Consider the following 15,433-nt stretch of genomic DNA (forward strand, 5'->3'; position numbering starts at 1 on the left):
GTAAATAATGGTAGAATATTTAATGCTGGCTAATCAAGCAGTTGATTAGCATTTAAATTGTAAGATTGATGGAGGAATGTAATGGATACAAAAGTCGGAATAGATAAGATGAGTGTCTATCTACCACACTTTTATCTTGAGATGGAAGAATTAGCGACAGCTCGTGGAGTTGAAGTTGAGAAATATACTATCGGAATTGGTCAGAATAAAATGGCAGTTCCCACAATCGAGGAAGATATTGTGGCACTTGGTGCTAATGCTGCCAAGCAAATATTAACTGAAGAAGATAAAGGTGCAATTGATCAAGTTATTTTTGCAACAGAATCAAGTTTTGATTATTCTAAAGCTTCAAGTACTTATATACATGAGTTACTTGAAATTCAACCTTTTGCTAAATCTTTTGAAGTAAAAGAGGCATGTTATGGTGCAACGGCTGCTTTACAATTAGCCTGTGATTATGTCCGATTACGTCCTAATCGTAAAGTTTTAGTTATTTCAGCAGATGAAGCACGCTATGGATTAGAAACGGGTGGCGAACCAACTCAAGGCGCAGGGGCAATCGCCATGTTAATCAGTGCTGACCCACAAATCCTTGCGCTTGATATGGATAGTATTAGTATTACTGATAATCAATTTGATTTCTGGCGTCCGGATTACTCTGAATATTCAATGGTTGATGGTAAATTTTCAACAGAGTTGTACAAAAATATATTCACGAGAATTATGACGAAAATGGAAGCGACTCAACCAGAAAAGTTAAAACAATTGAGAGCAATGACATTCCACTTACCGTTTACTAAAATGGGTAAAAAAGCATTAGGTAGCTATGAAGAGCTGGCAGACTCAGTCTTTAATGAAGAAGAAAAAACAGCGTTATTAAATACGTGGAAAAGTTACTTTGAAGAGAGTGCAAGATTGAATAAAGAAGTAGGGAACGTTTATACAGCATCGCTGTTTTTAAGTTTAGTTTCCTTATTGATTTTTGCAGAAGATTTAAAGAGTGGTGACCAAATTGGTCTATTCAGCTATGGTTCAGGAGCGGTAGCTGAACTATTGGTTGGTACAATTCAAGATGGATTTCTAAATGCACTTAACAAAGATGTGATCGTTCAGCATTTTAATAATCGAGAAGCGATTGATATTGAACGTTATGAAGCGATTTTTAACGAGGCGGTCCCAACAGATGATTCAAAAACAACGATTAAAGGACCGATTGAAACGGCTGGTTTCTATTTAGCTGAAGTAGATGCGCACCGACGTTATTATAAATATCGTGATTAATAGAAAGCTATTTGAGTATACATATTGTATATTCAGATAGCTTTTTTATTGTATTAGGAATTATTAGTTTTAGGTTGAATTTCCAACCTTTCTGCTTAGTTCAACTTATTGTTTTCAATTCGACGGTTGATTATTACGCGCCTTCAGGCCCACCTATTCGTCCTATCGAGTCTTTCAATATCCAATTGGAGTCCACTGGTACGCAGATCGAGTCCAGTAAAATAGCCATGCCAATTTCAGCATGACTATTTCATATACTGAGACTTGGCTTGAATACAAATGTATTTTTAAAAAAAAACTCCACATCAGGAAGAAGATGTTCCTGAGTAGAGCTTTGTATCTAAGATGGAATTAGATGGAGATCAACCGGCCCCCTCATATCAGTGAGTCTAGTCATTGACCTAAAAATTAAGCCATTCTATTAAACAACAAATAGACGAGGAATATTGTTAACGCAAAAGCAATAATTGCTTGGATTTTAATAAATAATAAGGCATTATCAGCAGGTTCTGCATCCTTATATCGGAAACCACCTTCTATATACCAAACCCACCTCGGTTTAAACCAACCAATTAATCCAGCAATCAACGTGAATAAAGGCAACCAACCCCCGGCTAGTGAAAGCCTAAAATTATGTTCCTGATCATCCCCCTCTTGTTGTTGAGCTAGGCGAACCATTCGCACGAAGGTTTCGTCCTCCAATTCCGTCGGGTTCTGTGATAGAACGACAGTATCTTCCGTCTCTTGATACTCAATCACTTGATCACCATACTGAATGATTTGATTGTCTAAATGAACCGTTGCTTTGAAAATCTCCCATCGTCTTTCACCACCCATACTAAACATGCCATTTAAACGTTCATATTCAGGGTAAAGTGGATCTCTTGTCATGTCTTTCAAATTATCTTCATACTCATCGTAGAGATACTCATTTAGTTCACGGTAACGATCACGTTGTTGTTGATCATAGGCTTCATCATATGTAGCGACTTCCTGAGCACTCTCTGTACGACATCCTACAACGACTAAAGTCATTGACAATAAAAGAAAAATGAGTTTAAACAGTTTAGACACCTGACCCACTCCTTCGTCTATATTTACTCTATTATAATTGTTTTAGTGACTTCTCACAAATGAAAGACTCTAAGATCCTTCCTTTCAAAATAAAAACCTCTATCATACAATTTAAAAATACCATGATGATTAATTCTTTTTTGCCAAAAAATTTAATTAAGAGACAGCTTGCTTAATAGATGATATAATTTAAATAATTAACTAAGAGATTTTTTAGAATAAGGAGGAGCCATTATGGCTATTAAAAAATATGCAATACGTCTTTTGAGTGGCTTATATTTAGGATTATCACTTATGTCCCCGTTTTTGTACTCGACTAAGATGGGGCTTTGGCAAAATAATACAAGTCATCACATTGTATTAACGCCCTTATACTTAATCATAACCCTAACTACTTATATTTTTTTGAACGCTTCTAAATATGCTATTTATGATTTACTCCAAAATCGATTGAATGTTTCAGAAGTAGAAAGTAAAAACGAGATGGATAGAATTAGTTTATTGGCTAACCTCACTGCAATTATTTTATTTGTAAGTGTTCTTTTCTCCAGAACCTTTCCGTTGGGAATTAATGATGAGTTTATAAAATTAACCGTCATTTTGACTATCTTACTCATTGGGATAACCATCAATCATTTTTTAGATAAAAAATTTAGATACAACGATAGGGATTTTGAATTTGCATTTATCCACTACATTCTAGCCGTCTTAATCCTTCTATTAAATGCAATAGCTTTACTGGCTATAATCATTTAATCGCCTTTCATTCTAAGTAAAAACAGGAGCCCTGTATTTTGGCTCCTGTTTTTATTTATTAAATTAGATTACTTAATTTAAGTCGCTCTCTTTAATGAGTACTCGATTTCGCATAAATTGACCGATTAAAGGCGTATGAATGGCTGGTATAAGAAAATCAAGACACCGGTCATTGTTGATGAAAATAAGACCAGTGGTGGTGCTTGTAAGGCATAAGCGACGCTACGCCGATAGCGGAACCTGTCATCGAATTTGCAATCAGACAGACTTCATGCATAATGAAGACAATACAGTCGAGATGAAAATCTTCTACGATGCGGATACTGAAGTCATTCTTAGTGCACAATTCTTGTCTACTGCGGATGTAACACAAGTTGCGAATACGTTGTCATTAGCGATTACGCTAAAATGACTTTAACCGACTTAGCCCAAGCAAACTTCTTCTTCCAACCAGGATTCAGTCGTCCATGGCACTTCTTAAATATTCTGGCTCTAAGAGCACAAGGACAAGCATACGGTTCAACAAAAATGTTGTTTTAATTATCAAATGGCGGTATTGATCAATATGCCTTTGATAATCTTCGCAGAATTTAGTGTATCCAACCGGGATACCGTTGGTATCCTTACAGAGATCCACATACTCTTGCCATAGAAGCTTAAGGGTTACTCCGACTCCTTGTAGCTCCTTATGGATCTTTTCGTAATCAGGAAGTGTATACAACACCTCTGATTGATGTCGTTCAGGGAAGAACTTCCGATAGACTTCATTGTCCGAAAGCTCTTCAATATCTTCGTAGGTCAACTTTAACTTATCTGCCCGTTTGAAGACTTCGCTCACAGAACTGCGCCCAACTTTCTGTGTCTTAGCGATCATGTTTCGAGAAAATCCCTGGTCTCGATATTGCATCACTAATTTCACTGGTATTTTTCTGGTCATAAAAAAATAGCCTCCTTCGTGTATTTTTTTAGAAGTATCCAACTTCTAAACTAACTATACACAAAAGAGACTATTAAGTGGACTCGAAGCGCGAATCAGTTGCCTTGAAGGGCGTATTTAGTTCAAAAACAGGGGTGGACTTGATTGGCGAATAGGTGGACTCGAATTGGATATTGGCGGACTCGGGAGCGCGAAATAATCACGACGGTCGCTTTCAAAGCTCTATTGATGATTGTGACTTACGGTCTTTTCCAGCTCAATCGGCAAGGTTCTGTCTAAATTGCAGTGCTCAAAGTCAGAGCAAACTACACCGATTGCCTTTTGTACCGCTTGGGAACAACAGTCGCTGTGTTACGCTTAATATCCCGGTAAAAGTAACGCAATATTATCCAATTAAGAATGCTAAACGGAAGCTTAATTAACCGTTCTTTCTGTAATAGTATTGAAAAATCGGAATAAACTTAAAAAATGCCGTAGAGTTCATACTCTAAAAGAAATGACTTTAGTAGTAATTAATAATACGTAATCGATAAAAGCGTGAGCTACATAGCAGATTGGATGAGTGAATTTTTCATAAAATAATAATTTTAATATGTTAATACTTAAGAAGAGATAAAATTTCATACAATGGATTAATTATGGTATAAATAATTTATCGAGTGAGTTACAAAAATCAAATGTATTGAAGGAAAGAAACGTATGTTTACTTAGACAAGTATGGATGAAAAGGAGGTAAGATATTATAAAGTTGAATTGAATGAAATAATTTTAATGATTGTAAAAAAATATATAAAATTATAATTAAAAATGATACACTATGGTTTCAATCTCGTTTAATGCTTATAGAATAGTCTTTTTAGTGAAGAGAGTTATGGTGACATGATAAAAATATTAAACTATCAATATCAGCGGAGTGGAAGAAAAAAAATAATTTTTTGGATTTGTAAACGTTGTCTTGATTTGTATTCGTTTGAACAAAGTGCTAGAATGAGTATCGCAAGTCAGTGATTACGCATTTTACAAGCATTCTTAGAAGATTTGTCGAGTGTGAAATCATAATAAATTAGGAAAGAAGGTTTAAATGTGGAGGAAACACTTGTCATTAACGTATTAGGCTTGTCAATTGGGGTTAATACATTGATTTCATTAGTGGCTACAGTGCTTTTGGTTTGGGTCTTCTGTATGGTGAGTACAAAAAACATGTCAGTTGATAAACCGGGGAAAGCTCAGCTTATGCTTGAGTGGGTTTATGATTTTGTTCGTGGTCTCGTAGGCGGAGCTATCACTGATTCAAAAGTACAGATGTATAACTTATTAGGCATGACATTACTATTGTTTGTATTTATTGCCAATATGGTAGGTCTTGGCTTTATATTAACAATCAAAGATTACTCTTTGTGGAAAAGTCCAACAGGCGATCCGATTGTTTGTTTGGCTTTAGCGCTTATCATGATTATTATGTCGCACTATCTTGGTGTCGATAAGCTAGGTTTTAAGCAATACATTAAATCAAGTTATATGCAGCCAGTATCATTTATGTTGCCCATCAATATTATTGAAGAGTTTACAAACACGCTAACTTTAGCATTACGTTTGTACGGTAATATATTTGCTGGTGAAGTTTTATTAGGCTTAATTGCGAGTTTGGGTGGATCGTTCTTCCCAGTAACTTGGGTTATAGGTATACCGTTACAAATGGTATGGCAAGGATTTTCGTTGTTTATAGGATCTATCCAAGCCTATATTTTCGTAACGCTAACAATGGTTTATATGTCACATAAAGTTGAAACAGAACATTAAAAGATTAAGAGGAGAATGAATAAATGGATGCATTAGCTGCTGCAATCGCTGTATCAATCGCTGCTTTAGGAGCTTCAATTGGTAACGGTATGGTTATTTCAAAAACAATTGAGTCAATCGCTCGCCAACCAGAATTAGAAGGTAAATTAAGAATGACAATGTTCTTAGGAGTTGGTTTGATCGAGGCTGTTCCAATCATGGCTGTTGTTATTGCCTTTATTTTAGTCTTTAGATAATAATAACAATAAATTGGAGGAGCGATAATTTTATGTCATTTTTATTATTAAGTAGCGGCAATACCGCTTTAGGTCATACCGTGATGACGATGATTTCTTTTATCGTCCTGCTTTTAATTATTCGTAAAGTTGCATGGGGACCATTAATGAATATTCTTGAAGAACGTGCTAAGAAGATTACAGATGATATTTCAACTGCAGAAAACGAAAAAGCAGAGAGCGAAGAAGCTAACCGCGAAGCTCAAGCAGATTTAAGACAAGCTAAAACAGAGGCAAGTCAAATCATTTTACAAGCAAAGAAACAAAGTGTATTAGTTCAAGATTCTATGATCAACGATGCTAAAGCAGAAGTTGAACGTATGCAAGAAGCTGCAAGACGTGAAATTGAAATGGAACGTAAACGCATCATGCATGAAATGCGTGAAGAAATTACAAGCATTTCAATTGAAGTTGCTGAGAAAGTATTGAATCGTGAAATTAAAGAAGAGGATCACCGTCGTATAGTAGATGATTTTATTCAAGGAATGGATGATTTATAATGGCCGGGGAAAATAAAGTTGATTTAAATAAAGTAACAGAAACACCTCAAGCAAAGACGGGATCTATGCGAGAAAGAGTCATCGTCAGAGAAAAAAAACATGAGGATGAGTTGTTGAGAAAAATCAAATCAGAACAAGCGACTCAGAAGGTAGCGAAAATTGATAATGCTTTAAAAACAACTAGTACCTCTGCAACAAATTCTGAAGCGGATTTGTTGAAACAAGTCAAAGATTCAGACAACTCTGATGTATTTGTTGAAGACATTTTAAAAGATAATGGTACTGCTGAATCATTGATGATTACGAGTGCCGTTCCTTTAACAGATGATGAGAAAGAAAAAATTGTTCGTAAGTTTATTGAAAAAACAGATAAAACTTTAAAAAGAATCACTACAGTTGTTGATGCAAATTTAATCACTGGGATTCGTTTACAAAGTGAATCTTTCTACTATGAAAATAGTGCTCAAAAAACATTACGTGAATTACAAAGCTACATTGAAAGAACTTGGACACAGGAGGATGAGTTGAATTGACTTTTGAAAGATTAGATCAACAATTACGCCAACACATTCGACAATTCCAAAACGATGAGCATATTCAAGAAATTGGAACCGTCACATATATTGGTGACGGTATTGCACGTGCAATAGGCCTGGATAATGTTATGTCTGGGGAAATGGTTGAGTTTGCTAATGGATCAATAGGTATGGTACAAAACCTTGAGGCAGATGATGTTGGAATTATTATCTTTGGTGAATATATCAATATTCATGAAGGTGACTTAGTACGTCGATTAGACAGAATTATGGAAGTTCCAGTAGGAACAGCTTTACTAGGTCGAGTTGTTAACCCTTTGGGAGAACCAGTCGATGGTCTAGGTGAGTTAGGCACAAATAAAACACGCCCTGTAGAAGCTGAAGCACCAGGGATTATGGACCGACAATCAGTAGCTGAGCCTTTGCAAACAGGGATCAAAGCAATTGATGCATTGGTTCCAATTGGACGAGGACAACGTGAGTTAATTATTGGTGACCGAAAAACCGGTAAAACTACTTTAGCAATTGATACGATTATTAACCAACAAGGTAAAGATGTCATATGTATTTACGTTGCGATTGGTCAAAAAGAGTCGACTGTTAAGAATATAGTAAACACTTTAGAACAACATAACGCAATGGATTACACAGTGATAATGACAGCGAGTGCTTCGCAACCAGCTCCATTACTATATTTAGCCCCATATGCTGCAACAGCAATAGGGGAAGAATTCATGTATAATGGTAAACACGTACTTGTGATTTATGACGATTTATCTAAACAGGCGGCGGCTTATCGTGAAATGAGTCTACTATTAAAACGCCCACCAGGCCGTGAAGCTTATCCTGGTGATGTTTTCTACTTGCACTCACGTTTATTAGAACGTTCAGCGAAACTTAGTGAAAAAATGGGTGGCGGTTCTTTAACATCGTTACCAATTGTTGAAACGCAAGCAGGCGATATTTCTGCATATATTCCGACCAATGTCATTTCAATTACAGATGGTCAAATTTTCTTAGAGAGTGACTTGTTTTATTCAGGAGTTCGTCCTGCGATTAATGCCGGATTGTCAGTATCTCGTGTGGGTGGTTCAGCTCAAATTAAACCAATGAAAAAAGTTTCAGGTACGCTACGTATCGATTTGGCGAGCTATCGTGAACTAGAGGCATTCTCACAATTTGGTTCTGATTTGGATCAACAAACACAACAAAAATTAAATCGTGGACGCCGTACGGTTGAAGTATTAAAACAACCACTTCACAAACCGGTCCATGTAGCACATCAAGTAATTATTTTCTTTGCTTTAACACATGGTTTCTTAGATTCAGTCCCTGTCGATAAAATTAAAGATTACGAGAGAGAATTATATCAACATATGACTGATCAATACGATGTCTTTTTAAAAGAAATCGTTGTGAAACAAGTCATTCCTGACGAAGAATATTTAATCAAAATACTAACAGATTTTTCACAACAATTTAATCCAAGTACAAGTCGTGGTAGCAATGCTAAATAATGTGAAGGAGGGCTATCAATGTCATTAAATGAATTAAAGAAACGAATTGATTCTACAAGCAAAACAGCCCAAATTACGAAAGCAATGCAAATGGTTTCGGCTTCGAAATATAATCGTATGGTTGAGAATAGTAAAAGTTATTTTGTCTATTCTAATCGTATCAAACAAATGGTTGCTCATATAGGTAAACAACAGTTTGATTTGTTAGATAATGGGACACCCATCAATGATGATATTGTTAACTATGTTGATTTTCACGATATGTTATTGACGCGACCAGTGAAAAAAATAGGTTACCTTATTATTACATCAGATAAAGGTTTAGCAGGAAGTTATAATTCCTCTGTACTTAAATCGGTAGAGAGAATGTTTGAACAAGATCATAAAGACTCAAGTGAAGTAGTTGTCTTAGCAATTGGTGAACCAATTGTGAAGTTTTGTAAAGAAAATAACTATGAAGTAGTACATGAATTGCATCACTTACCTGACAATCCGAGTTTTACGGATGTTCAGAAATTAGTTAGAACAGCTGTTGAGTTATTTAAAAAACAAGTGTTCGATGCTTTGTATGTTTGCTATAACCACCATTTAGGTCCATTATCTTTTCAATTCCGTGCCGATCAAATTTTGCCAGTTTCGGAATTGGAACTTGCAGATGCAGTTGAGGAAGCTGACACTAATATCGATTATTTAATTGAACCTGATGAGACTGCTGTATTGGACTTATTATTACCCCAATATGCTGAAAGTCAAATTTACGGTGCGATAATTGATGCTAAAACAACGGAGCATGCAAGTCGTATGAATGCGATGCGTAGTGCAACAGATAACGCGTTTGAGATGATAGACAATTTACAACAGAAATATCATCAAGAAAGACAAGTTAAAGTAACGAATGAAATTTTAGAAATTATCAATGGCGCGAATGCCTTAGAAGACAATAAGGAGGGCAATAAGTAATGCGCGTAGGTCGAATTGTACAAGTTATTGGTCCAGTAGTTGACGTTGAGTTTCCATTGGAAAATGGACAACCTAATATTCATGATGCGTTAATGGTAATACGTAATGAAGAAATTGATGCTGAGACTGATTTGAATAAACTAGATAAAACAGATACGATCACTTTAGAAGTGGCTTTAGATATTGGGGATGGTATTGTACGTACTATTGCAATGCAATCCACTGAAGGGCTTAGACGTGGTATGCAAGTAGTGGATACCAGCAAACCAATCTCAGTGCCAGTCGGAAAGATTACATTAGGACGTGTATTCAATGTCTTAGGACACCCGATCGATGATATGGGTACGATCGAAGAAAATCACGACGTAAAAAGTATTCACCGTGATGCACCCAAATATGCAGAATTAAGTAGTAACTATGAGATTTTAGAAACAGGTATTAAAGTAATTGACTTATTAGCCCCCTATATCAAAGGTGGTAAAATCGGCTTGTTCGGTGGTGCTGGTGTAGGTAAAACCGTATTGATTCAAGAGTTAATTCATAATATCGCTGAAAAACTCGGAGGTATTTCTGTTTTCGCGGGTGTCGGTGAAAGAACTCGTGAAGGGAACGACCTTGTGTTTGAAATGCGTGAATCAGGCGTAAACAAAAAAACTGCTATGGTATTTGGTCAAATGAATGAACCTCCAGGCGCGAGAATGCGTGTAGTATTAACAGGCTTAACGATGGCTGAATATTTCCGTGATGAGTTGCACCAAGATGTACTATTATTTATTGATAATATTTATCGTTTCACACAGGCTGGTTCAGAGGTTTCTGCCTTATTAGGTAGAATGCCTTCGGCGGTTGGTTACCAACCAACGTTAGCTAGTGAAATGGGAGCTATGCAAGAACGTATTACTTCTACACATAGTGGGTCAATTACGTCAATTCAAGCAGTGTACGTACCCGCCGATGACTATACGGATCCGGCTCCAGCCACTACATTTGCTCACTTAGATGCAACAACGAACTTGGAAAGAAAAATGGCAGAGCAAGGTATCTATCCAGCCGTTGACCCTCTAGCTTCTTCATCAAGCGCTTTATCTGAAGAAATTGTTGGCGAACGCCATTATGATATTGCTCGCCGAGTTCAAACTGTTTTACAAAGATACCGTGATTTACAAGATATTATCGCCATCTTAGGAATTGAAGAACTAAGTGACGATGAGAAAATTGTCGTAAAACGTGCACGTCGTATCCAAAACTTCTTGTCTCAAAATTTCCATGTAGCAGAAGCATTCACAGGGATCCCCGGATCATTTGTAACAGTTCAAGAGACATTACACGGTTTTGAAGGATTACTAGATGGGAAATATGATGCTTTACCTGAAGATGCTTTCCGTAATGTAGGTAGTATCGAACAAGCGATTGAAAAAGCTAGACAAATGGGTACTGAATTACCGCTAGATTTAGATTGATTGGAGGAAGCTAATGGCTAATCAAACTAACAAAGAATTGATTGTACGCATCATTTCACCACTCGGAATTGTCTATGAACATCATGCAATTGCTTGTTCGGTTAGAGCAATCGATGGTGGGATGACACTGCTTGCAAATCATACACCGATTATGGCCGCATTGGAAATTTCTCCAGTCCAGGTTAGGAGAACCCATGATGATATAGTTGATTTCATTGCGATCAATGGTGGCGTTATGCAAATGAGTCATAATGTGTGTGAAATCATTACAAGTTTTGCCATTCGTGCTCGTGATATAGATGAAGCAAGAGTGGAATTAGATAAGCAAGAAGCTGAAGCAGAAATGAGAGCAGCGATTACTAACAAAGATTCTCAAGCCTTTAAGAGAGCTAAAATTGCTTTGGAGAGAGCGATTAATATGATTTCAATTAGTAAGAACAAATAGATAGAGAGTTTATTCAAAATTATATGAAAGAAAAAATTCCGAATGAAAAACTATTCGGGATTTTTTCTTTATATATTTTTAAACTTTGTAACATATTTATACTTAACGCCGATGTATCATGTCAAATGTGTTACTTTTATTAATTGTCTTTCATATTTGGAGTAAAATTTGAAACGATAGAGACCTTAACTTAATAAAATATATTTCATTATGTTAAGAATTTGTGCTATTATAAATTTGGACTAGAAGGGGAGATTAGAATGTTAACAATTTTTAACGGTATGGCAGTACTGGTGATTCGCATTCTATTCATCTTTGTCGCATATTACATACTACGTAAAGTCAATTGGCGTAAGCTTTTTACAGAGCGTAATTATTATGTCGCTAATTATTTGTGCATTTTGACAAGTTTAGCATTAGGACACCTAGCTGGTTCTTTTTTCATTACGATCATAGAACTACTTCAAACTTTATTGTTAAGTAGTTTCTTATAAATAAAAAATAGATTTTTGAACTTGTCGTCCACTCCAAAACGACAAGATAATTTAAAGGGGATTATTTAAAGATGGAAGAGATTATTGTACAAGGTGGTAATCGTTTAGAAGGAACTGTAAAAGTAGAGGGTGCTAAAAACGCAGTATTACCTATTTTAGCAGCAGCTATATTGGCAGAAACAGGAAAAGTGCATTTGAAAAATGTACCTATTTTATCTGATGTCCACACAATGAATGAATTGTTAAATAATTTAAACGTCTTCAATACATTTGACAAAGAAAATAACGAAATGCATATTGATGCAACAGGCGAAGTATCAACTAAAGCAGATTATGATTTTGTCAGTAAAATGCGTGCTTCTATTGTTGTGATGGGTCCTATGTTGGCTCGTTACGGACATGCTAAAGTTGCAATGCCAGGTGGTTGTGCAATTGGAACTCGTCCAATTGACTTACATTTAAAAGGTTTTGAAGCGATGGGTGCCGAAATTACAAGTACAGCAGGTTATGTTGAAGCGAAAGTAGACAAATTAAAAGGCGCAAGAATTTATCTTGATTTCCCAAGTGTTGGGGCAACTCAAAACATAATGATGGCTGCAGTTTTAGCTGAGGGCATTACAACATTAGAAAACGTAGCAAGAGAACCAGAAATTGTTGATTTAGCAAACTTCTTAAATAAGATGGGTGCGAAAGTTGTAGGTGCTGGAACTGAAACAATTAAAATCACGGGTGTTAAAGCACTTCATGGTGCAGAACATTCTGTTATTCCAGACCGTATTGAAGCTGGAACTTTCATGGTTGCAGCAGCTGTAACAAACGGTGACGTGTTCATTGAAGGTGCAATTGCACAACATAACAAACCATTGATTAGTAAATTGTCTGAAATGGGTGCTACATTTGAAGAGTATACTACTGGTATTAGAGTTGTTGGACCAAAAGAATTAAAACCGACAGATGTTAAAACGTTACCTTACCCAGGTTTCCCAACAGATATGCAAGCACAAATGTCAATCGCTCAATTGTTAGCGCCAGGCAGCAGTGCCTTAACAGAAACGGTATTTGAAAATCGATTCATGCATTTTGAAGAATTGCGTCGTATGGGTGCTAAGTTTACAATTGATCGTCAAACTGTAGTGATGTATGGACCTACTGAATTTAGTGGAGCTTCAGTGAAAGCTACTGATTTACGTGCTGCTGCTGCTTTAATTATCGCTGGTTTATGTGCTAAAGGCTTAACGCGCGTTTCAGAATTAAAGTACTTAGACCGTGGATATTATCGCTTCCATGAAAAACTAGTAAGTTTAGGTGGGAATGTTGAGAGAGTTAATATTCAACCCATTGAAACTAAGGAAAAAGCAGTTTCCTCAACTTTGGATTAAGTCAAATGAACTGATAGAGGGATAATACAATGAGCAGAGACATCGGAATTGACTTAGGAACTGCAAATGTTTTAATCCATCTAAAAGGGCGTGGAATCGTCTTAAATGAACCTGCAGTGGTGGCTGTTGATAGTCAATCGCAGGATGTTATAGCTGTTGGTCGTGAAGCATATGAAATGATAGGAAGAACACCACCGTCAATTCAAGTTATTCACCCACTGAAAGGTGGCGTCATTGATGATTATGATATGACGGAAGCAATGTTAATGTTATTACTTGAAAAGATGAATTCACGTAGTTGGTTTTCTAAACCAAACATTTTAATTTGTGCACCATCTAATATTAGCGAAATTGAAAGAACCTCCCTTGTTGAAGCAGCCGAAAGAGCTGGTGGGGGAAGGATTTATATTGAAGAAGAGCCTAAAGTTGCCGGCATTGGAGCTGGAATTGATATTCTAGATCCTTCAGGCAGTATGGTCATTGATATCGGTGGCGGCACGAGTGATATTGCCGTTATTTCATCTGGAGAAATTATTTCCAGTGAATCGATAAAAATGGCTGGTGATCAGTTTGATGATGCAATCACTCAATATTTTAAAGATAATTTTCAATTGTTGATTGGAGAAAGGTCAGCAGAACAAATTAAGATAAGTTTAGCTTCCGCGTTACCTTTAGAGGATGATATGGTAGAAACACATGATTTGAAAGGTAGAGATTTAGTTACTGGCTTACCTAAATCTATAAATGTTAATTCGAATCATATTTATGAAGCTATAAAAGATCAAATTATTATTATAGCCAGAGCTGCTAAACGAATATTGGAAGATACTCCACCAGAGGTTGCAGCTGATATTATTGAAAAAGGTATTATTTTAACTGGTGGCGGAGCCATGATTTTCCAAATGGACACATATTTAACAGAGTATTTGAAAGTAAGTGTGTTGAAGGCGGAGCAACCGATGAACTGTGTAGCGATTGGAACAGGTTTAATGCTTGAAATGATTACTAATGGTAAATTAGAAAGAACGAACCCGACACGACAACAAAAATTTGTTAAATTTTTAAAACGACTTAAACGAAGATTAATTGGTTAGTTGTTTTTGATGGAGATGATAATTTGAAAGAACGATATTTGAAAGATTCGACATCTCTCAACGTAATAAAAGCCATTGGTAAGATATTATTTTATATCATACTAGTCATTCTTTTCTTTTTAGCTGGTATTTTTATCGGCTATGCTGTAATTGGAGATGGGAATTTCTGGGAAGCATTGAATCGTGATACATGGCAGCATATTGTTGATTTTATTAGTTAGTGAATACACTCATGCTTGCGTAATGTGAGCATGAGTCTTTGTTTATTCATAAATGAATTGAAAGGATTAAATGAAATGGCGAGTAAATTTCAATGGATTGAGATAATTTTATATTTAGCGCCAGTCCTCACAGTATATTTTACACAGAAATATTTTAAACATTATTTGAAATACTTTAAAGGTTGGCCGCTTACGTTGGCGATTGTGCTGATACCTTTATGGTTAGTGATGATCCATAGTTTTGGTTGGCTAATCTTTGATTATAATCTAGTACCTTATATATTATTTCTTACTGCATTTATGTTAGGGGTTCAACTTTATGATTATGTCAGAAGAGTTGACGAATTTTGGTACAAAGACTATTATCAACCTGCTAGTCAATTGGTGTTTACGTCTTTTACAGCTTTTTTAGTAGGGTTAATTTTGCTTAGATTTTTAACATATTTTTTCTAAAGAACTTTTGCATATTGCAAAGGTTCTTTTTCCTACTTTTAGTCAAGTACTATTTAGAGAGACATTTGTAGAATGATAGGCATGCCAAATAATCCTTCAAAAGACTACTTTTTTTTGAAGAAACTTGGTACAATTTAATTAATCATAGAGAATCTACTGATTATTTTGGTGAGAGATCATAATCATATAGTTTCCCATGTAGTACTAAATAGTGAATGGATTTTAGAAATCGGTCCATACATCCAATCAGA

General features: G+C 35.9%; 18 protein-coding genes. 16 read left to right on the top strand and 2 right to left on the bottom strand.

What is annotated here, in order from left to right; genetic code table 11:
• Nucleotides 1-81 precede the first annotated feature (81 nt).
• Nucleotides 82-1,281, top strand: coding sequence for a hydroxymethylglutaryl-CoA synthase (locus GF867_RS04075; protein ID WP_153831836.1), 1,200 nt, complete (start codon nt 82-84; stop codon nt 1,279-1,281).
• Nucleotides 1,282-1,689: 408 nt separating this feature from the next.
• Here GF867_RS04075 and GF867_RS04080 read toward each other — a convergent pair whose 3' ends face one another.
• Entirely contained in the window at nt 1,690-2,355 is a 666-nt protein-coding gene (locus tag GF867_RS04080; protein ID WP_153831837.1) for a DUF6199 family natural product biosynthesis protein, read from the bottom strand.
• A gap of 234 nt (nt 2,356-2,589) precedes the next feature.
• On the opposite strand from GF867_RS04080, the gene GF867_RS04085 reads away from it, so the two are divergent.
• A complete protein-coding gene (locus tag GF867_RS04085; RefSeq protein WP_153831838.1) occupies nt 2,590-3,111 on the top strand; it encodes a hypothetical protein in 522 nt (173 codons plus the stop codon).
• A 139-nt stretch (nt 3,112-3,250) separates the two neighbouring features.
• Nucleotides 3,251-3,523, top strand: coding sequence for a hypothetical protein (locus tag GF867_RS04090; RefSeq protein ID WP_153831839.1), 273 nt, complete (start codon nt 3,251-3,253; stop codon nt 3,521-3,523).
• A gap of 45 nt (nt 3,524-3,568) precedes the next feature.
• Here the strand turns inward: GF867_RS04090 and GF867_RS04095 are convergent, their stop codons facing one another.
• Complete coding sequence (locus GF867_RS04095; protein WP_153831840.1) at nt 3,569-4,048, bottom strand: hypothetical protein; 480 nt, start codon at nt 4,046-4,048, stop codon at nt 3,569-3,571.
• 1,083 nt (nt 4,049-5,131) lie between these two features.
• Here GF867_RS04095 and atpB point away from each other — a divergent pair.
• From atpB to GF867_RS04160, 13 genes are all read left to right on the top strand, one after another.
• Complete coding sequence (atpB, locus tag GF867_RS04100; protein ID WP_366927745.1) at nt 5,132-5,848, top strand: F0F1 ATP synthase subunit A; 717 nt, start codon at nt 5,132-5,134, stop codon at nt 5,846-5,848.
• 23 nt (nt 5,849-5,871) lie between these two features.
• On the top strand, nt 5,872-6,084 hold the full coding sequence (gene atpE / locus GF867_RS04105; RefSeq protein ID WP_153831841.1) for a F0F1 ATP synthase subunit C: 213 nt from the start codon (nt 5,872-5,874) through the stop codon (nt 6,082-6,084).
• Nucleotides 6,085-6,116: 32 nt separating this feature from the next.
• Nucleotides 6,117-6,623 carry a F0F1 ATP synthase subunit B gene (atpF, locus tag GF867_RS04110; RefSeq protein WP_153831842.1) on the top strand — a complete coding sequence of 169 codons (507 nt, stop codon included), beginning with the start codon at nt 6,117-6,119 and terminating at the stop codon, nt 6,621-6,623.
• Nucleotides 6,623-7,156, top strand: coding sequence for a F0F1 ATP synthase subunit delta (locus tag GF867_RS04115; RefSeq protein ID WP_153831843.1), 534 nt, complete (start codon nt 6,623-6,625; stop codon nt 7,154-7,156). The genes atpF and GF867_RS04115 overlap by 1 nt, the downstream gene beginning before the upstream one ends.
• A gap of 35 nt (nt 7,157-7,191) precedes the next feature.
• Complete coding sequence (gene atpA, locus GF867_RS04120; protein WP_375774010.1) at nt 7,192-8,676, top strand: F0F1 ATP synthase subunit alpha; 1,485 nt, start codon at nt 7,192-7,194, stop codon at nt 8,674-8,676.
• Nucleotides 8,677-8,694: 18 nt separating this feature from the next.
• Nucleotides 8,695-9,636 (top strand): ATP synthase F1 subunit gamma, encoded by a 942-nt coding sequence (atpG, locus tag GF867_RS04125; protein WP_153831845.1) that lies wholly within the window; start codon nt 8,695-8,697, stop codon nt 9,634-9,636.
• Nucleotides 9,636-11,096 (top strand): F0F1 ATP synthase subunit beta, encoded by a 1,461-nt coding sequence (atpD, locus tag GF867_RS04130; protein WP_153831846.1) that lies wholly within the window; start codon nt 9,636-9,638, stop codon nt 11,094-11,096. Before atpG ends, atpD begins: the two co-directional genes overlap by 1 nt.
• A gap of 13 nt (nt 11,097-11,109) precedes the next feature.
• The gene (gene atpC, locus GF867_RS04135) at nt 11,110-11,541 is read left to right on the top strand and encodes an ATP synthase F1 subunit epsilon (protein ID WP_153831847.1); all 432 of its coding nucleotides are present in this window, start codon (nt 11,110-11,112) and stop codon (nt 11,539-11,541) included.
• Nucleotides 11,542-11,801: 260 nt separating this feature from the next.
• Nucleotides 11,802-12,035 (top strand): DUF1146 family protein, encoded by a 234-nt coding sequence (locus tag GF867_RS04140; protein WP_153831848.1) that lies wholly within the window; start codon nt 11,802-11,804, stop codon nt 12,033-12,035.
• Between the two features lie 71 nt (nt 12,036-12,106).
• Nucleotides 12,107-13,414, top strand: coding sequence for a UDP-N-acetylglucosamine 1-carboxyvinyltransferase (gene murA / locus GF867_RS04145; RefSeq protein ID WP_153831849.1), 1,308 nt, complete (start codon nt 12,107-12,109; stop codon nt 13,412-13,414).
• 29 nt (nt 13,415-13,443) lie between these two features.
• The gene (locus GF867_RS04150; protein ID WP_153831850.1) at nt 13,444-14,508 is read left to right on the top strand and encodes a rod shape-determining protein; all 1,065 of its coding nucleotides are present in this window, start codon (nt 13,444-13,446) and stop codon (nt 14,506-14,508) included.
• Nucleotides 14,509-14,531: 23 nt separating this feature from the next.
• Nucleotides 14,532-14,729: a DNA-directed RNA polymerase subunit beta gene (locus GF867_RS04155; RefSeq protein WP_153831851.1), complete on the top strand. Its 198-nt coding sequence runs from the start codon at nt 14,532-14,534 to the stop codon at nt 14,727-14,729.
• A gap of 75 nt (nt 14,730-14,804) precedes the next feature.
• Nucleotides 14,805-15,182 carry a hypothetical protein gene (locus tag GF867_RS04160; protein WP_153831852.1) on the top strand — a complete coding sequence of 126 codons (378 nt, stop codon included), beginning with the start codon at nt 14,805-14,807 and terminating at the stop codon, nt 15,180-15,182.
• Nucleotides 15,183-15,433 lie beyond the last annotated feature (251 nt).

Origin of the sequence: Fundicoccus ignavus (genome assembly GCF_009659375.1) — a bacterium.
In the GTDB taxonomy this organism is placed as follows: domain Bacteria; phylum Bacillota; class Bacilli; order Lactobacillales; family Aerococcaceae; genus Fundicoccus; species Fundicoccus ignavus.